Genomic DNA, 18,442 nt, shown 5'->3' with positions numbered 1-18,442 from the left:
CCGCCCGCTGAGAAGGAAGCACGTCGTGGCCGATCGACCTCACCCCACCGCGCCGCTGGCGGCCGTCGTCGCGCCCACCTCCGGAACCGGGCCGAAGCAGCTGTACTTCGCGGGGCTGGTGCTCGGGTACACGCTGCTGGTGGCCATGTCGGCCCTGGAGATGGTGGTGCAGCCGCAGTTCCTCGCGGCGCTGGGACTGATCGCGGTGACCACGGTGCTGGCCCTCACGGTGCGCTGGGACAGTCGTCCGCTGGCCTGGGCGGCGCTGATCCCGCTGCTGGACATCGCCGGGGTCGCTCTGATCCGGGACCTGATGCGCGACGTGTCGATGTCCGCCTCGCTGCTCGCGCTGATCCCGGTGATGTGGCTGTCCGGCCGGCTGCGCCGCACGGGTGTGCTCATCTCGCTCGTCGCGGTCACCCTGGCGATTACGGTGCCCTCCCTGGTGCGCGGCGGGGAGCTGGACTCGATGATCCTCGCGCACGCGCTGCTGTTGCCCCTCACCGTGCTGCAGATCGGTCTGCTCACCGAGGGGGCGCTGGGCCTGCTGGATCGGCGCAACGAGCGACTGCAGGAGACCGTTGCGGAGCGGGAGACGGTGATCGACGAGATCGACGCGTCCGCGCAGCTGCTGCAGAGCATCCTGGACACCGTGGACGTGGGCATCGTGGTCGTTGACGCCGACGGCCACGACGTCCTCATGAACGCCCGGCAGCGACGGATCCACGCCCTCGCCATCCCGCCGGACAACCCCGACCCGAACGAAGCGGAGCTGCTGCTGCGCTACCCGGGCACCGCCCTGCCGATCCCGGCGGAAGAGCGGCCGGTGCGCCGGGCGGTGCTGCAGGAGTCCTTCAGCAACTACCTGGTGGCGATGGGGCCGCTCGGAGAGGACGGCACCGCCTTCTCCGCCTCGGCGCGGCAGATCCTGGACCGGAACGGCGAACGCGCCGGGGCGGTGGTGGTGTTCTCCGACGTCACCTCGTACCTCGAGATGGTCCGCTCGCAGGAGCAGTTCGTCGCCTCGGTGTCCCATGAGCTGCGCACCCCGCTGACCTCGGTGATCGGCTATCTGGAGCTGAGCCGGGACGACCTGGACCTGTCCAAGGAGACGGCGAGCTACCTGCAGGTCGCGCAGCGCAACGCGGAGCAGCTGCTGGTGATCGTGGAGGACCTGCTGCAGGACCAGGTGAGCCGCTCCGGCGCGGAGAAGCTGGTGCTACGGCCCGCCCGCCTCTCCGACATCGCCGCCGAGTCCGCCGACGCCTTCGCGCTGCGCGCGCAGGAGGCGGGGATCACCCTGGTGCGCGAGCTGCGCGAGACCGCGGAGCGGCCCCTCGACGCCGCTCGCATGCGGCAGGCGGTCGACAACCTGCTCTCCAACGCCGTGAAGTACACGCGCCGCGGCGGCACCGTCACGGTCGCCACCGAGATGCTCGAGGGGCACGCGGAGCTGCGGGTCACCGACACCGGGATCGGCATGACCGCGCAGGAGCAGACCAACCTGTTCACCGACTTCTACCGCACCGAGACCGCCCGCAACAGCGACATCCCCGGTCACGGCATCGGCCTTTCGCTCACGCGGCGGATCGTCGTCTCCCATAACGGGCAGATCAGCGTGCGCTCCCAGCCCGGGGAGGGCTCGACCTTCTGGATCCGCCTCGCGGCGGAGTAGGGCGGGTCGCGAGCCGACGGGTCAGGAGCGGGCAGGCTGCGCCGCGGTTCAGGAGCCGACGAGCAGCGCGGAGCTGTTCGCGCGGTGGACGACGAGCGGGGCGGGTCCGTCGTTGCGGAGGTCGACGCGCAGCCGCGCGGTGGTGCCGCAGTGCTCGGCGGGGACGATCGCCTCGAGGTCGGCGGAGAGCAGACGGTGGTGGCGCAGCAGGTCGATGTGGTCGGGGTCCGTCGCCGTCGCGGCGAGCTCCTCGCACACGGTGCCGTCGGCCGCGAGCAGCTCAAGGCGGGCGGTGAGGGTCGCGGTCGAACCGGCCTCGTCGAGAGCGCCCTCGCGGCACCAAGACTGCCCCTCCTCGCGCGACCCGTTCACCACGGTGCAGGCGGTGAGGTGGAGGGTGGTGAGGCCGCGGAGGGCGTCGTCGTCCTCGGCGGTGAGGTCCACGGAGGTGCTCAGGATGGTGTCCTCGGTGCCGGGGGCGAGGGTGCGGGGGAGGTCGTCCGTCGGGGCCTCGGCGGCGGAGCCGTCCACGGGGTCGGCGCGCCAGCTCGCCTCGACCTCGAAGGCGGTGCCGGCGGAGGCGACGTCGTCGTAGGGCGCGGAGAGCTTCACGTCGCAGGTGATCGCCCCGTCGGCCGACGGGGAGAGGAGCAGCTGGTTGCGGTACGTGGTCTGCTCGCCGGTGCGGAGGTTCTGGGTGCCGCCGCGGTAGTCGCCGGCCGCGCCGGCGTCGGGGCTGCAGCTGACCAGCACGCCGAGGTACATCGCCCAGCCCTCGGAGTCGGCGGGCTTCTCGCTCACCACATCGAGTGTGACCAGGTACGACTCCCCCGCGCGACCCCAGAAGGTGTGCTCGGCGATCCGCGCCTCCTCGGGAACCGTCAGCGTGGTGCGGTCGATCGTGGAGACCGGCGGCTCGGGGACGGGCGGCGGGGTCTCCGTCGCCGTGGTGCGGGTGGTGGGCGCCGACGCCGGGGCGTCGCCGTCCGGCCGCTCGAGGGCCACCACTGCGAGCACCCCCACGAGGGCGAGGGCCAGCAGCGCGCCGAGGAGGGTCGCGGGGAGGCGACGGCGCGGCGGGGCGTCCGGAGAGGGGGCGGGCATCGCGGTCCTTCGCAGGTGGGGCGGCGGCCACGAGCAGGGTATCTCTCGGCTCTGCGCCTACTATGTGGGAGTTCGCGTCCCCGGCCCGGAGGTCCCATGCCGTCCCCGCTCTCGACCCTGCGCAAGGCCCTGTGGCACTTCCGGCACGGAGGCATGGAGCAGCTGCGTCTGTGGTGGAGCCGGACCGAGACACGGCGGGCCCGCCCCTCGCGATCGACCGCCACCACCTCCGCCGTCGGCGCGGCCCCCGCCCCCGCGGTGCGGAACTCGGACCTCGCCCGGGACGGCTTCCCCTTCCCCGAGGTGCGCGAGAACACCGAGTACGCGCCGGTCCCGCGGCACGTCCTCTACTTCCTGCACAACGCGCTGCCGTACCACTCGGGCGGCTACGCGACCCGCACCCATGGCCTGCTCACCGAGCTGAACCGGGCCGGCTGGGACGTGGACGGCGTGACCCGGCTCGGCTACCCGTACGACATGCCGAAGATGGCGGACGTCCCTGACCTGCCCGCGCGCGAGGTGGTGGGCGAGGTGGACTACCACCACCTGCTCACCGGGCGGCAGATCGAGAAGAAGAACCCGATGTTCGACTACACCGAGCGGTACGTCGACGCCCTGCTCCCGCTCGCCCGCGCGGAGCGGCCGGCGATCCTGCACGGCGCCTCGAACCACTGGAACGGGCTCGCCGCGGTGAAGGCCGGGAACATCCTGGGCATCCCGTCGGTCTACGAGGTGCGCGGCCTGTGGGAGGTCACCCGCGCCTCCCGCGACCCCGAGTGGGGCCGCAGCGACCAGTACCGGTACCTCGCCCGGATGGAGGCGGACACTGCCCGCGCCGCGACCCGGGTCATCGCGATCACCGAGGCGCTCAAGGCCGAACTGGTCGAGCGCGGCGTCGACGCCGAGAAGATCACCGTGGTCCCCAACGGCGTGGACACCGAGCGCTTCACCCCGCTCCCCCGCGACGAGGAGCTCGCCGCCCGCCTCGGCGTCACCGGGAAGACGGTGATCGGCTACGTCGGCACCGTCGTGGACTATGAGGGCCTGGACCTGCTGCTCGAGACCGCCGCGTCGCTCCGCGCGAGCCGCGACGACTTCCACGTGTTGATCATCGGCGACGGCGCGAAGCTCGAGGAGCTGCAGGCGAGCGCCGCCGCGCAGGACCTGGGCGAAGTCGTCACCTTCACCGGCCGGGTCCCCCATGAGGAGGTCGAGCGCTACTACTCGATCATCGACGTAACCCCGTTCCCGCGGCTCCCGCTGCCGGTGACCGAGATGGTCTCCCCGCTCAAGCCCTTCGAGGCGATGGCGATGGGCAAGGCCGTGGTCGCCTCCGACGTCGCCGCCCTCGCGGAGATCGTCACCCCCGGGATGAACGGGCTGCTGCACGAGAAGGGCAGCGCCGCGTCGCTGACGGCGCAGATCGAGCGGTTGCTGGGGGAGCCGGAGCTGCGCGCGCTGCTGGGTGCCCAGTCGCGCGAGTGGGTGGTCGCGGAACGGGACTGGCGGCAGCTCGCGGAGCGGGTTGAGACGGTCTACGAGGAAGCGCTCGCCTGACATGGCCCTGGACTTCGCGGTCGCGGACCGGCAGACCTTCGGCTCCTCCGTCAACCGGGAGGCGGTGGCGCGGCTGCTCGGCGGCGAACTGGTGATGTCGCCGCACCCGGCATGGCGCCTGCCCGAGACGATCGACTGGGCGGCCGATCCGTTCGGCGACGTGAACTGGCGCAGCCAGTTCCACATGCTGCGGTGGCTGGATCCGCTGCGTCGGGCCGCCCGGGCCGGGGACGACGCCGCCTTCGCCCTGTGGCTCCGCTGGGCCCGGGACTGGGTGCACAGCAACCCGCGCAGCGCCCCCGCGCATGAGTGGGTGTGGAGCGACATGGTCGACGGCATCCGCGCGATCCAGCTGTGCCTCGCCGCGCCGCTGCTGCGCGACCGCAGCCCGGAGGATCTCGACTGGCTCGAGGAGACCATCCGCGACCACGCGGAGCATCTCGCAGATCCCGCGAACCTGGGCCACTCCAACCACGCTCTCCACCAGCACGAGGCGCTATTCGTCTGCGGCCGGATCCTCAGTGACGAGCAGATCGCGGAGCTCGCCCGCTCCCGCTTCGACGAGCTGCTTGCCGCGCAGTACGACGAGCAGGGGATGAACGCCGAGGGCGCGGTCGCCTACCACTACAACAACTACCTCTGGTACGAGCGGGCCCTCAAGCGGTTCGACGCGGAGGGCTTCGCACGCCCGCCAGCCGCGGCACGCCACGCCCTCGCCCCTGAGGGGATCGCCCACGCCACGCGTCCCGACGGCACGTTCGTGGGGATCGGCGACACCGACGGCGGCAGCCCCCGGCGCGTCGGCGCCCCGGTCACAGACTACGTCTCCTCCGGCGGGGCCGAGGGTGAGCCCCCGGCGGACCTCCTGAAGATCTACGACCAGGGCTATGTCTTCGCGCGCAGCGGCTGGGGCGAGACGGAGCGGAACTACGACGAGGAGACGTTCTTCTCGGTGTCGTTCGGCCGCGCTGATCGCGTGCACGGCCACCCCGACGGCGGATCCCTCACCTACTCGGCGGACACCGTCAACTGGATCGTCGACCCCGGCAAGTTCCAGTACGGGCGGAGCATCGCGCGCCGTCACATGCTCTCCCGCGCCGCGCACAGCCTGGTCTCGATCGTCGATGCGACGCCCCGGAAAGGCGCGACGGTCGAGCTGCTCCGCTCCACTCGCACCGAGAACGCGTACGACCTGCTGTTCCGGGACGACAGCTTCGAGGACATCGCCCTCACGCGCCGCGTCATCTACTCCCAGTCCGGGGACTACCTCGTGGTCGTCGACCACGTCGTCGCCCCGCTCCCGGTGACCGCGCACCAACGGTGGCAGCTCGGCCCCGGGGTCACCTCCGTGCTGGGCCGGCACCGGGTGGACCTGTCCCACGGGGGCCGGCGGGCGGTGCTCGCGTTCTCCGGCACGTACACGGAGCTCTCGCAGGTCACCGGCAGCGAGGACCCGTTCGACGGCTGGGTCTCGACCGGCTGGAAGAAGAAGGTCCCCGCCACCGCGGTCACGGCCTCGAAGCGCGGGGAGAACATCCGCTTCATCACCGTGCTGGCGACCGGTGAGGGGACCGCGCCGAGCATCCGGGCGGTGCCGACGGAGGAGCGCGGCTTCCGCCTCGAGGTCACCACGGGGCGGGTCACCGAGATGATCCACGTGGGCAACGAGACGGTGCACTTCCCGCAGGACTCCGAGGACGAGCACGGCACCGAGGGGGCGGCGCGCCCGGTCGTCGCGGCCACCGCGAGCGGCCGACCGCACGCGCTGGATCCCGGCAGCCGGCGCGAGGTCTTCGACCTGATCGCGGGGGCACGGGCGGCGGCCTGGGCCGCAGCGGCCGACGGCAACGCCACCGCGGAGGCACGGACCGAGGAGCGGCTGCGGCTCGCTCGGGATCTGCTCGATGCGGGCCGATCCCGCGGCCTCGTCGGCGATGTCGACCTCGGGATCACGGCCGCTGTCGCGGATCTGCGGGGCACGATCCGCGGCCGCGTGAATCCGCGGAAGGTCCAGTCGCATCGCACGGCGCTCGTGAACTGGGAGAGGAACGACTCCTGGCGGCCCACGTTCTACCCCCTGCCCGTCCGGCATCACGGCGACCGGTTCAGCCTCGGGACCCGGCCGGAGACCGCCGCGATCCACACGCTCGCGGTGGGACCGCTGGTGCTGCCGATGGCGCTGCATCCGGCGCCCGGGCGTGTGCTCACGGTCCTGCTGCACGGAGCGATCGACCGGGCGCGCCACCGGCTGCCGATCTTCCAGCGCTGGCGCTTTCAGCTCGAGCTGGACGCCGGACCGACGATCGCGTTCGCGGATCCGACGCTCGACCTCGCGGACTCCGTGCGCCTCGCCTGGTATCTCGGCACCGAGAACGCCCCGCTGATCCCCGCGATGGCGGAGATGGTGCGGACCACGGCCGCGGCGCTCGGAGCCGAGCGGGTTGTGCTAACGGGCAGCTCGGGCGGCGGCTTCGCCGCGCTGCAGCTGGGTGCTCTGATCCCAGGCGCGGTGGTCGCCGCGATGAGCCCGCAGACGGATCTGCGGCACTACTCACGGCGCCTGGTCGATGCCGCGGTCGCCCCCGCGCTCGGTCTGCCCGACGCCGCGGCCGACGGGGCGGATCCCGCCCGGCTGAGCGTCCTCCATGCCTTCCGCACCCAGGGGGCGTATCCGCGCGTGGAGCTACTCTCCAACAGCGGTGACGCCGTGCACGTCACCCGCCACGAGGGCCCGCTGCGGGAGCTGTACCGGGAGGCGGGACAGGGCGACGCGCTCCGCACCACCACGGTGGATCTGGGGCCCGGGCACCGGGCGGCGGACAACGAGACCTACCGCCGGTTCCTCGGCGCGGTGTACGCCTCGCTCTGACCGGGCAGGTCCGGGCGACGGCTCAGCGGGCGGCGCGGGAGCCGCGCGCGGCACGTCGCCCGGCGGGGCGCGGTGCGGCGCCGCCGGGGAAGGTCTGCTTCTTCATCTCCCGTTCGAAGATCTGCGCGAAGGGGTCCGGTTCGAGCTCCGGCGGGTCGGACGGGGCCGGGCGGTGCAGCGGCTCCGGCCCGGTGAGCTGGGCGTCGACCCGCTGGGCGCTGCCCTCGAGGATGCACTCCTGGAGGTGGGCGGAGGCCTCCTCGGGCCGCTCCTGGGCGAGGAAGTACGCGAAGGTGCGGTACTTCTTGGACACCTCCTTGGTGTCCCCGTCCATGACGATCCGGCCCTTCTCCATCCAGATCACCCGCGAGCAGACGTTCTCGATGGTGCGCGGAGCATGGTTCACCATGAATACTGTGCCGGCCCGCTCGAGGAGGTCGTCCATCTTCTTCTTGGAGCGCTCGGCGAAGGCGGCGTCGCCCGTGGAGAGCGCCTCGTCGATCATCAGGATCTTGGGCTCCGCCATGACGGAGATCGCGAACTTGAGGCGCGAGGACATGCCCGAGGAGTAGGTGCGCATGGGCAGGTCGATCGCGTCGCCGAGGGCGGAGAGCTCCGCGGCGCGACCGAAGTGCTCGTCCGCCTGCTCGGGGGACATGCCGAGGGCGAGGAAGCCGAGCTTGATGTTCTCCGCCCCGGTCAGGTCACCGATCAAGGCGGCGCTCACGCCCAGCAGCTGGGGGCGGGCGCTCGCGAGCACCACGCCGGAGGTGGGCGGCTCGACGCCCGCGAGCATGCGCAGCAGCGTCGACTTGCCGGAGCCGTTGCGGCCGATGATGCCGATGAACTCGCCCTCGCGGGCCGTGAGGTCCACGCCCCGCACCGCGGAGACGGAGACCATGTGGCGGCGCCGGGTGATCTTCTGCGCGAGGCCCTTGCGGGGGGTGCGGTCGGCGCGCGGCACCTTGTAGCGCATCCGCACCCGGTGGGCGACCACGGTGAGCGGGGAGTGCTCGGGGGCGATCCACAGGGAGCCACCGTCGCCGGCGCCGAGGTCGTCGGTCTCGTCGTGCGGGGCGCTCTCGACGCTCTGGTCAGCGGAGCTCTCGACCATAGATCTCCTCCCCTCGCGAGAAGTAGACGAAGCCGCCCACCAGGAGCACCAGCACCCATGCGCCGAGGATGAGCCAGGAGTCGAGGGCGGGGACCGCGCCGTCGATGAGCACGGTGCGGGACATGTCGAGGATCCGGTAAACCGGGTTGAGCATGACGATCTCGCGGATGGTCGGATGCTTGATGAACGCCTCGATCGGGAAGATAACGCCTGACCCGTACATGAGGAAGCGGCTGACCACCGAAAGCACGTTGGCCATGTCCGGGAGGTGGAAGCCGATCCGAGCGGTGATGAAGGTGATCCCCAGGTTGAGCAGCGCCTGCAGCAGGAAGATCGGGATGATCAGCGGCCACATGAGGTTCGGCGGCGCGAAGGGCGGGATGATCGTGATGGCGAAGCAGATCACGATCATGGTGGCCACAGACGACATCGAGGCCTGCAGCACGCTCGAGATGGGCACGGCCGCGCGGGGGAAGTTGAACGCACGGATCATCGATTTGCTGCCGCGCATGAGCATCGCGCCTGAGCTGATCGCCGACCCGGTCGCGCGGAACATCAGCAGACCGATGATCAGGAACGCGGGGAAGTTGTCGACGCCACGGTCGACGCCCATCAATACCCCGAAGATCACCCAGTAGAAGGCCGCGTCGATCAGCGGCCGCAGGAAGAGCCAGACATTGCCGAGCCGAGTCGACGTGTTCTGCGTCGAGCTCCGCTGCCGCGCGTCGTACCAGATGAAGTGGCGGCGCTCCCACAGCTCGCGGAGATACGTACCGAGGGGCGGTCGCACTCCGATCGGGGACAGCCCACTCGGGTCCTGTCCCCGGTCGCGAAGCGCCCGGATGACGTCCGAGGACGTCCGCACCTCACCTGCCACTGCTCGACTCCTCGGCCCGACGGATCACGCCTGAACGATACGCGACTTCCTGTGCATGCCCTTCCGCGACAGCGAGACACCCGTGACACCAGCAGTCGCGGGTTCCCGCCCACGCGCTACGGTGGGCGAGATCATCCTCCTCCGTCTCGCCCCTCCGCGCCGTCCTCACTCCTCAGGAGCTTCTCGTGAGTCCCAGCGTCCCCCTCGACACCGTGGCTGTGATCGGCCTCGGCTACATCGGTCTGCCCACGGCCGCCGTGCTCGCTCAGGCGGGAAAGACGGTGATCGGCGTGGACATCAAGCAGAGCAACGTCGACGCGATCAACGCCGGCAAGGTGCCGTTCGTCGAGGAGGGGCTCGAGACCGTCGTCGCGGGCACCGTCGCCCAGGGCAAGCTCTCCGCGCAGACCGAGACCCCCGAGGCCGACGCCTACATCGTCTCCGTCCCCACCCCGTTCAAGGGCGACCACGACGCGGACCTCTCCTACATCGAGGCGGCCGCTCGCGGGATCGCCCCGAAGCTGTCCGGTGGCGAGCTGGTGGTGCTCGAGTCGACCTCGCCCCCCGGCGCGACCGAGCACATGGCCGGGGTGATCCTCGAGCTGCGCCCCGAGTTCACCACGGAGCCGAACCTCCCGAACTCGCTGTACTTCTCGCACGCCCCGGAGCGGGTGCTGCCCGGCCGCATCATGATCGAGATGGTCGACAACGACCGGATCATCGGCGGCCTCACCCCCGAGGCCGGTGAGCTGAACCGCGATCTCTACGCGAGCTTCTGCAACGGCGAGCTGCTGCTCACCGATGCCCGCACCGCCGAGATGGCGAAGCTGACCGAGAACGCCTTCCGTGATGTGAACATCGCCTTCGCGAACGAGCTGTCGATCATCTCCGAGCGCCAGGGCATCGACGTGTGGGAGCTGATCGAGCTCGCCAACCACCACCCGCGCGTCAACATCCTCCAGCCCGGCCCGGGCGTGGGCGGTCACTGCATCGCCGTGGACCCCTGGTTCATCGTCTCCGCCGACCGCGAGTTCTCGAACCTGATCCGCACCGCCCGCGAGGTCAACGACTCCAAGCCCGAGCTGGTCCTCGAGAAGGTCCTCGAGAAGGCGGACAAGTTCAAGAACCCCGTGGTCGCAGCGCTCGGCATCGCCTTCAAGGCCAACATCGACGACCTGCGCGAGTCGCCCTCGAAGGACATCGCCGTCGCGCTCACCGACCGCCTGCCGGAGGGCCAGGTGCTCGTGGTGGAGCCGAACATCGACGAGCTCCCGAAGGAGTTCGCCGGCAAGTCCAATGTCGAGCTCGCCACCCTCGAGGACGCCGTGGAGCGCGCGGACATCGTGTTGGTGATGGTGGACCACGACCCCTTCAAGGAGTTCGACCGCTCGACGCTCCAGGAGAAGGTCGTCATCGACACCAAGGGGCTGTGGCGCTGAGCCACCTCCCGCGGCCCCTCTCCTGACGGTGCGGCCGCACAGATCCATCCCGTGAACGACCGATCTCGCAGGAGCATCGCGCCATGAGCACCCGTCTCGCCGCCGCCGCGGCCCTCGTCCTGTTCGTCCTCGGAGCGGTGGTGCAGATCTGGAGCCCCCGCGTCGGTCTGACCCTGATGCTGCTCGGCGTGATGGTGGGGCTCGCCTCGATCACGTTCATGCAGCGCACTCTCCAGAGACGCCTGATCAAGCACGAACGCCTGCTGGGGACGCTGCAGCGATCCGTGACCCAGGGGACGAACAAGGTGCACCGCGCCGTCGAGGCCGGGAACAAGCAGTCCGGCAAGTACGGGGCGAGCCTCATGCGCCGCACCCAGGACGTGAACGACCGCCTCAAGCACGGCCTCCCGGCGGGCGCCGCGCCCGCGGCGTCGCCGGCGCCGGCGGGAGCTGGCGCGCCCCGCCCGGCCGCCTCCGCCGGTCGGGCCTCGACCCCCGAGGTGACGAATCCGTTCACGAACGAGACGCTCGCGACGATGCTCACCCCGCAGCGCGTGCTCGCAGTGGGCGGGATCTTCGACCCCCGCCCCCTCCCCGAGCTCACGGCCCGCCCGTGGCTCCCCGGCGAGGTGGTCCCCGCCCTCGAGCGGGACCGGCCCGATCTGATCCTGCTGGACGAGCAGGCCCTGCGTGCCTCGGCCGTCTGGTCGAGCGCGACCACCGGTGTCGGCACCGCCCTGATGCGCGAGCTGCTCGAGGGCGTCTCCTGGGCAGAGTCGCACAAGGTCCCCGTCTACCTGCTGCGCTCGGCGCTGCCGCCGGACGTCCACACCGCGGCGTTGCGCCGCTCGAGCGCGGTCTCGCTCCCGCTCGGCCCCGAGGAGCTCGAGGCCGCCGCCGGCGCCCCGCAGACGTCGCTCCTATCCCACCTGCAGGAGATCGCCACCGACCGGACGGAGGGGCACGCATGAGCCGCCGGATCTTGCTCTACGGGGACGTCAACCTCAACTATCGCGACGGCTCGGGCATCTGGCTCGAGGCGCTCGCCCGCTGCCTGCACCGCACCGGCTCCGAGGTGCACGTGCTGCTGAAGGCGGACGTCCAGGACCCGGAGAAGATCACCGGTCTCACCGAGCTGGAGGGCCTCGCCCTCCACACCCCGTTCGACGACCAGGTCTCCGGGCTCGCCGGGATGAAGCCCCGCCACGCGGCGAGCCGCGTCGCCGTGCTCGATCGCCGCCACCACTTCGACGTGATCATCTCCCGGGGCTTCGACATCGCCGCGGCGCTCGCGGTCTCCGGGCGCTTCACCGGCCGCCTGTGGCCCTATCTCACCGAGGGCGCTGCCTTCAGCTTCTCCCCCACCGAGCACGAGCGGAATCTCCTGGACACGATCGCCGAGCAGTCCCGGCGCATCTTCCTCCAGACCGAGGAGGCCCGCTCGATCGTTGAGTCCCTCAACGGCGCCATGACGGGCAAGACCCTTGTCATGAACCCGATCGTCCCCGACGAGGCCTTCCGCGACGGCGCCGTGGACCGGCAGGCCGGTGATCCGCTCCGCCTCGTCTACGCTGGCAAGTTCGCGCGGCTCTGGAACACGCTCGAGATGACCGAGCTGCCCGATCAGCTCGCCGCCGCCGGCCACGAGTCCACCCTCGACCTGGTGGGCGACAAGTTCCAGAACACCGGGGCGGACCACGACTGGCTCGCGGCGATGAAGGCGGCGGCGGAGATGCCCGGGCCGCGCGTGACCTGGCACGGCGGACTCCCACGGCGCGAGGTGCTCGACATCGTCGCACGGGCCGATGTGGGCCTGTGCTGGCGCGACCCGGAGCTGGATGCCAGCCCCGAGATCTCCACGAAGATGCTCGAATGCGCGGCGCTCGGGACCCCGCCCGTCCTCAACCGCACGCGGATGCACGAGGACCTGCTGGGCGAGGACTACCCGCTCTTCGTCGACGGCGGCGACGTCGTCGCCGTCCTGCGGCGGGCGGCGGCGGAACCGGGGGTCCTCGCCGAGGCCGCCCACCGCGCGCGGGCCGCCGTGGGCTCGTACTCGATGCAGGCCACCGCCGAGCGCTTCAGCGCGTACTTCGCCCGTGCGGAAGCCGATCCCGCGACCGCCGGGGCGCTCCAGGTCCACGAGCGCCGCCATCGCGTGGTCGTCGCCGGGCACGATCTCAAGTTCGCCTCGGACCTCCTCGAGACGCTCCGCCAGCGCGACGACGTCGAGCTGCGGATCGACAAGTGGCACCGCCTCGCCGCCCACGACCGGGAGGAGAGCCTCGCTCACGCCGCCTGGGCGGACACGGTGATCTGCGAGTGGTCCGGACCGAACGCCGTGTTCTACGCGCAGCACCTCCCGCCGGCCACGCGCCTGCTGGTGCGCTTCCACGGCTTCGAGGTGCGCGGGAAGTGGATCACGGACCTCGACCCGCGCCGCGTCGACGCCTTCGTGTTCGTCTCGGACTTCTACCGCCGCCACGTTCTGCGCACCCTCGGCTGGCCCGAGAACCGCACCACGGTCATCCCCAACACCATCGACCTCGGGGATCTCGACCGGCCGAAGCTGCCCGGTGCCCAGTTCCACTTGGGTCTCGCGGGCTACGTCCCCTTCCTCAAGCGCCCGGACCGCGCCGTCGACCTGCTGCGCCTTCTGCTGCAGGAGGACGACCGATTCCAGCTGCACCTCCGGGGTCGCGTGCCGTGGCAGTACCCGTGGGAGTGGCGCAAGCCCGCCGGCCAGGACGCCTACCGTGCCTTCTTCCGCTCGATCGCTGACGATCCGCAGCTGCGTGAGCACGTCGTGTTCGAGCCGTTCAGCCCGGACATGGGCAACTGGTTCCGCCGCATCGGCTGGATGACCAGCCCCAGCTCTCGGGAGACCTTCCACCTCGCCCCGATCGAGGGGATGGCCTCCGGCGCGCCCGCGCTCGTGTGGGACCGGGACGGCGCCGAGGAGATCTTCGGCGGGGAGTTCGTGCGCGGCAGCACGGAGGAGCTCGCGGAGCTCGTCCTCGCCCACCGCAATGCGGACAGCTGGGCGGAGCTCGGCGCGACCGCGAAGGACCGCGCCGCGCAGTACGACCTGATGATCGCCCGCGAGCACTGGACCGAGCTGCTGGGCCTTCCCCGGGGTGCCGAGCCGCCGCTGCGCGGCCGCAGCCTGCTCGAGGAGGACGCCGCGCCCCAGAACCGCGCCGAGGCGCTCGCGCTCCTGGACCGCCGTTTCGAGGCGGAGGGCGCCGAGGCCGCCGAGGGCGTCCTCGCCGAGCACCACGATCTGCTGACGGAGGAGGAGGCGCGCGTCGCGGGCTGGCGCCGCCTCGCCGGATGGGCCGACGATTCCCTCGTCGCTCCCGTCGGCCTCGCCCCGCTCTACCGCCCCGAGCCCGGGTGCGCGGTGGTCACCGGGACGCAGCGGAAGGAGCCGATCGAAGGGCTCCGCACCGTCCCCGTGGGGGCGCCGAAGTCCGTCGGCGCCCTCGACCAGGACGTCCTGCTCGCGGTCGACGCCCTCACGCGCGCTGCGATCCGCGAGCGTGCCGCCGTCATCATCGCCCGGGGCCCGCTCGGCACCGTGCTCGCGGCACGGATCGCCGCGCGCCGCCTCGGCATCGCCTGGTGCGCGGAGGAGATCGAGCGGCTCGAGCTCCCCGGACAGACCGGGCAGTACCTCGGGCAGATTCACAACCGGCTCGTCGAGGAGGCGCAGCCGATCGGCGCCGCGACCGACGGCACCGCCCGCCCGGCGGGATCCGACGCCGACGCCGCGCCCGTCCACCTCGAGGACCTGCGGATCGGTCTGATCGCCGACGAGTTCACCCGTCGGACGATCAGCACCACGGTGCCCACGGTCGCCCTCGCCCGCCGCGCGGGCGCCGACCAGCTCGACGGTCTGGACGCGGTGATCGTCGAGTCCGCGTGGGAGGGGCCGGACCACGAGTGGTTCCACGGCATCGCCTACCACGGCGAGGAGGAGGCCGCCGATCTGTGGCGGCTGCTCGACGGCGCCAGGGACCGCGGCATCCCGGTCCTCTTCTGGAACAAGGAGGACCCGGTCCACTTCCGGTCCTTCGCGCTCCCCGCGAGCCGGATGGATCACGTGTTCACCACCGACGCGGACCGACTCCCGGCCTATCTCGCCCAGGAAAATCGCAACCTCTCCGCCTCCTCGCTGCCCTTCTACGCCGAGCCGAAGCTGCACAACCCGCTGCCCAGCGCGCGGCCGTGGACCCGCACCGCGGCCTTCGCCGGCACCTACTACGGCAGCCGGTACCCAAAGCGCTCCGCGGAGCTGCGCTCCATCCTCGAGGTCGCCGCGCGGCATGGGCTGACGATCTACGACCGACAGCGGGACCGCCCGGACTCGCCGTACCGCCTGCCCGAGGAGCTGCAGGAGTTCTCCGTCGGCTCGGTGCCCTATGACCAGGTCCTGGACGTCTACAAGTCCCATCCCGTGAATCTCAACGTGAACTCCGTCTCGGACTCGCCGTCGATGTTCTCGCGCCGCGTGGTCGAGATCGCGGCGAGCGGCTCCGTGGTCGCCTCGGGCGCGGGGCGGGGGATCTGCGAGGTGCTCGGCGCCGCCTTCCCGGTGCTCGACTCGGCGGAGGCCTGGGACGAGCACCTGGCGCTGTGGTTATCCGACGAGGACGCCCGGCTGCGCACCGCCTGGGACCAGCTGCGCACGGTCCTGCGCACCCACCGCGCGGACCAGGCCCTCGTGCTCATGCTCCGCACCGCCGGGCTCGCCGTCGACCCGGGGGGCCTCCCCGCCTACGGCTGGATCGTGGACGAGGCGTCCCAGGTCGAGGCGGCAGCCCGGCAGTCGCTCCGGCCGGTCGTCGTGACCGCGGATCCCGCGCTGCGCCGGCTGGCGGAGGAGCTCGGTCTGGCGATCGCCGACTCGGCGGACGCACTAGAGTGGGTGACCACCTCGCGATCAGCAGTTCCTCCCACCCACTTCGAGGACCTCCTGCTCGCGACGCTCTTCGTCGATGCCGACGTGCTGAGCGCCCGCACGGACACCGCAGAAGGAGACCCGATGATCACGCCCGGTCTCGGCGCACCCGACACCTCGCTCCGGCGCCGTCATCTCGCCGGCCCCGGGGACGGCACCCGTCCCTACGCGTGGAGGATGCCGAAGGCCGCCTCGTGACAGACCTCCCCACCGCGCTCCCCCACGACCTGTCCACCGGCCACGGCGAGAGGACGGAGATCCCCGGCAACTATCGGCGTATCGCAGATCAGTGGTCCGCCGGGGTCATGCACACCTCCCGCTACCCGGACACGGTGGTCGGCGACCCCGTGGACTGGACGCTTGACGCCCACGACGGCTCCTGGTTGTTCCGGCTCCACAACATGGAGTACCTGTTCAGCATCTACCGCTCGCTCGACGAGTCCGGGGAGGAGCGATACCGCGAGCTCGCGCAGCGGCTCATCGAGAGCTGGATCGCGGCGCACCCCGAGGTCGTCCACGACACCCCGCCCTGGATGCGGCACACCACGGCGATGCGCGCGCAGGCCCTCGCCTTCGCCGCGGGAATCATCCCCGCCTCGGAGGCCTACGTGGCGGCCTTACACCAGCACGGCGCGTATCTCGCGGACCCGGCGAACTACTCGGGAGCCTGGAACCACGGGTTCGATGAGTCACTCGCCCTGCTCGCCGTCGGCGCGACGGTCTCCCACCAGCCCTGGATCGACCTCGCTGTGCAGCGCGCCACCGAGGCGATCACCGCGATGTGCGACCTGCAGGGGGCGACGAACGAGCAGGCTTCCGTATACCACTACTACGTGTGGAAGCAGTTCGGGCAGTTCGAGGACGAGCTCGACCGCTGCGGGATCCCGCATCCGCCGGTGCTGCGCCGCCGCCGCGCGATCGTGGACTTCCTCGTGCATGCGAGCCGGCCGGACGGCATGCTCCTCGCGATCGGCGACTCGCTGGACACCCGCACCCCCCCGATCCCGGGCACGCCGCTCGAGTACGTGACCAGCCGGGGCGCGACGGGCGAGCCTCCCGCACGGCGGATCCAGGTCTTCGACCGCGGCTGGGCGTTCGCCCGCAGCGGCTGGGGCACGGAGCGCCCGTTCGCGGAGGAATCGGTCCTCGCGCTCCGCTTCGGTCCCGGCCGGGCCGTGCACGGGCACAGCGACCACACGAGCTTCCACTACTACACCGGGGGCCGCGAGGTAATCGGCGACGCCGGCTTCTCCGGCTACGCGAACCCCGAGCGGCGGGCGTACGAGCTGGGCGAGTACGGGCACGGCCAGGTCCTGGTCGCCGGGGCCGGCCCGTACCGGCCGCTCACCGAGACCCGGATGGTGCGCCGGATCGAGACCCCGCAGTGGGAGCAGTTCGTGCTCGCCGACGCCCCGTACCGCGGGGTCGCGCGGGAGCGGACCGTGACCTTCCTCCACGACCCCGAGTGCGTGCTCGTCCACGACACCATCCGCGTCGGTGCCGCGGGTGCCGTGGTGCGCCAGCTCCTCCATGCGGGCCCCTCGCTCGAGGTCGCGGACCGGACGGGCAACGAGAGCATCCGCCTCCGCGACGGCCGCGGCGAGCTCGAGATCCGCCAGCTGCTCCCCGTGGGGAACATCGACGTCTCGCGCGGCCAGCGCGGGCTCACCACCACCGGCTGGGCCGGGGCGGGCCTCGGCCGCACCGTCCCGAGCGCCGTCCTGACCAGCCGTTCGGCGCCGCAGGACGGCCGCTGCGACTATCTCACCCTGATCTCTCCCACCGCGGAGGTCGCCGTCGAGGTCGCCCCACACGAGGTGTGCCTCGGCGCTCACGCGATCCCCCTGTTCACCGCGCTCCCCGAGGGGACCCATGCCTGATCCCGTGACCCCGCAGTCCTTCGCCGAGGTGCCGCGCCGTCAGTCCCCGCTGTCCCTCGGGCTCGTGGGCTGCTGGAGCGGGTCCGAGGTGCTGGCCCGGCTGCTCTCGCGCACCTACCGGACCGCGGCGATCCTCGACATGTCGGGGACCCATGTGGGCGAGACGCTGTTCCGCTCCCCGGTGGTGAGCGCCGAGCAGGCGCTCGCCGATCCGGAGCTGCACGCGCTGACCTGGCTCGCGCACCGCGACCACGCCGTCCCGGACGGGCTCGCCGTGGAGACGTACGTGCTCACCGACGGGGGGAACGCGCGCATCCGCGAGCGGCTCTCCGAGCTGGACATCATGACCGTCCACCGCCTCGCCCGGCAGCAGCTCTTCGCCGGTAACACGGAGATGGCCGACTTCTTCACCACATGGATCCATGAGCGCTTCAACTGCTATCTCCCCGCCACGGCGGAGATCGGCGAGGGCACGACCTTCGCCTACGGCGGGGTGGGCTGCGTGATCCACGCCCGCGCGAAGATCGGCCGGGACGTCAAGATCGGCCAGAACGTCACCATCGGCGGGCGGGTGCGCGTAAAGGCCCCCGTGATCGGCGACCGGGTGCACATCGCGGCCGGAGCACGCTGCGTGGGCGGGACGATCGGCTCGAACGTGGTCGTGGGGGCGAACGCCGTGGTCACCCGGGACATCCCCGACAACTGCGTGGTCGCCGGGGTGCCGGCACGGATCATCAGCACCGACATGGCGCGCTACGAGGGCTACTTCCGGCACGCGTCGCAGGATTGAGCAGGGGAGCATGCGCAGCCTGCGACTGAAGGAGATCGCCCCCGGGGTGGACGACACCGTCGCCGCGACGGACTTCCACCGGTCGATCGCCGACGAGACCCTGCCGGAGGGCCCGTTCCGGCGCCGCGGCACGGCGGAGGGCTTACTCGCCACCGGCAACGACCGCCCCGCGGC

The 18,442-nt window shown here is 71.6% G+C and carries 11 protein-coding genes; 8 read left to right on the top strand and 3 right to left on the bottom strand.

Annotation, left to right across the window (positions count from 1 at the left end; all coding sequences use genetic code 11):
• Positions 1–25: 25 nt before the first annotated feature.
• A complete protein-coding gene (locus V1258_RS05460; RefSeq protein WP_329748716.1) occupies positions 26–1,675 on the top strand; it encodes a sensor histidine kinase in 1,650 nt (549 codons plus the stop codon).
• A gap of 48 nt (positions 1,676–1,723) precedes the next feature.
• On the opposite strand, the gene V1258_RS05455 is transcribed toward V1258_RS05460, so the two are convergent.
• Positions 1,724–2,779 carry a hypothetical protein gene (locus V1258_RS05455; protein ID WP_329748715.1) on the bottom strand — a complete coding sequence of 352 codons (1,056 nt, stop codon included), beginning with the start codon at positions 2,777–2,779 and terminating at the stop codon, positions 1,724–1,726.
• Between the two features lie 96 nt (positions 2,780–2,875).
• Here V1258_RS05455 and V1258_RS05450 point away from each other — a divergent pair, with 96 nt between their 5' ends.
• Together V1258_RS05450 and V1258_RS05445 are read left to right on the top strand one after the other, a co-directional pair.
• Entirely contained in the window at positions 2,876–4,336 is a 1,461-nt protein-coding gene (locus tag V1258_RS05450) for a glycosyltransferase (protein WP_329748714.1), read from the top strand.
• Position 4,337: 1 nt separating this feature from the next.
• Positions 4,338–7,205 (top strand): heparinase II/III domain-containing protein, encoded by a 2,868-nt coding sequence (locus V1258_RS05445; RefSeq protein WP_329748713.1) that lies wholly within the window; start codon positions 4,338–4,340, stop codon positions 7,203–7,205.
• A 22-nt stretch (positions 7,206–7,227) separates the two neighbouring features.
• Here V1258_RS05445 and V1258_RS05440 read toward each other — a convergent pair whose 3' ends face one another.
• Both V1258_RS05440 and V1258_RS05435 read right to left on the bottom strand, forming a co-directional pair.
• The gene (locus V1258_RS05440; RefSeq protein WP_329748712.1) at positions 7,228–8,319 is read right to left on the bottom strand and encodes an ABC transporter ATP-binding protein; all 1,092 of its coding nucleotides are present in this window, start codon (positions 8,317–8,319) and stop codon (positions 7,228–7,230) included.
• Positions 8,300–9,109 carry an ABC transporter permease gene (locus tag V1258_RS05435; protein ID WP_329748711.1) on the bottom strand — a complete coding sequence of 270 codons (810 nt, stop codon included), beginning with the start codon at positions 9,107–9,109 and terminating at the stop codon, positions 8,300–8,302. Before V1258_RS05435 ends, V1258_RS05440 begins: the two co-directional genes overlap by 20 nt.
• Before the next feature lie 272 nt (positions 9,110–9,381).
• On the opposite strand from V1258_RS05435, the gene wecC reads away from it, so the two are divergent.
• From wecC to V1258_RS05410, 5 genes are all read left to right on the top strand, one after another.
• Positions 9,382–10,635 carry a UDP-N-acetyl-D-mannosamine dehydrogenase gene (gene wecC, locus V1258_RS05430; protein ID WP_329748710.1) on the top strand — a complete coding sequence of 418 codons (1,254 nt, stop codon included), beginning with the start codon at positions 9,382–9,384 and terminating at the stop codon, positions 10,633–10,635.
• 83 nt (positions 10,636–10,718) lie between these two features.
• Entirely contained in the window at positions 10,719–11,606 is an 888-nt protein-coding gene (locus V1258_RS05425) for a hypothetical protein (protein WP_329748709.1), read from the top strand.
• On the top strand, positions 11,603–15,796 hold the full coding sequence (locus V1258_RS05420) for a glycosyltransferase family protein (RefSeq protein WP_329748708.1): 4,194 nt from the start codon (positions 11,603–11,605) through the stop codon (positions 15,794–15,796). The genes V1258_RS05425 and V1258_RS05420 overlap by 4 nt, the downstream gene beginning before the upstream one ends.
• The gene (locus tag V1258_RS05415; protein WP_329748707.1) at positions 15,793–17,478 is read left to right on the top strand and encodes a heparinase II/III domain-containing protein; all 1,686 of its coding nucleotides are present in this window, start codon (positions 15,793–15,795) and stop codon (positions 17,476–17,478) included. Before V1258_RS05420 ends, V1258_RS05415 begins: the two co-directional genes overlap by 4 nt.
• Positions 17,471–18,268 carry a hypothetical protein gene (locus tag V1258_RS05410; protein ID WP_329748706.1) on the top strand — a complete coding sequence of 266 codons (798 nt, stop codon included), beginning with the start codon at positions 17,471–17,473 and terminating at the stop codon, positions 18,266–18,268. The genes V1258_RS05415 and V1258_RS05410 overlap by 8 nt, the downstream gene beginning before the upstream one ends.
• Positions 18,269–18,442 lie beyond the last annotated feature (174 nt).

It is taken from the genome of Brachybacterium sp. J153 (assembly GCF_036311905.1).
GTDB lineage: Bacteria > Actinomycetota > Actinomycetes > Actinomycetales > Dermabacteraceae > Brachybacterium.
Note: the sequence above shows the minus strand (reverse complement) of the source record. Positions and strands in the feature narration are given on the sequence as shown.

What these genes read in the sequence shown, in the direction of transcription:
- V1258_RS05420 (WP_329748708.1), top strand. Translation starts at nt 11,603, where the DNA reads ATGAGCCGCCGGATCTTGCTCTACGGGGACGTCAACCTCAACTATCGC.
- V1258_RS05410 (WP_329748706.1), top strand. Translation starts at nt 17,471, where the DNA reads ATGCCTGATCCCGTGACCCCGCAGTCCTTCGCCGAGGTGCCGCGCCGT.
- V1258_RS05450 (WP_329748714.1), top strand. Translation starts at nt 2,876, where the DNA reads ATGCCGTCCCCGCTCTCGACCCTGCGCAAGGCCCTGTGGCACTTCCGG.
- V1258_RS05440 (WP_329748712.1), bottom strand. Translation starts at nt 8,319, where the DNA reads ATGGTCGAGAGCTCCGCTGACCAGAGCGTCGAGAGCGCCCCGCACGAC.
- V1258_RS05445 (WP_329748713.1), top strand. Translation starts at nt 4,338, where the DNA reads ATGGCCCTGGACTTCGCGGTCGCGGACCGGCAGACCTTCGGCTCCTCC.
- V1258_RS05425 (WP_329748709.1), top strand. Translation starts at nt 10,719, where the DNA reads ATGAGCACCCGTCTCGCCGCCGCCGCGGCCCTCGTCCTGTTCGTCCTC.
- V1258_RS05455 (WP_329748715.1), bottom strand. Translation starts at nt 2,779, where the DNA reads ATGCCCGCCCCCTCTCCGGACGCCCCGCCGCGCCGTCGCCTCCCCGCG.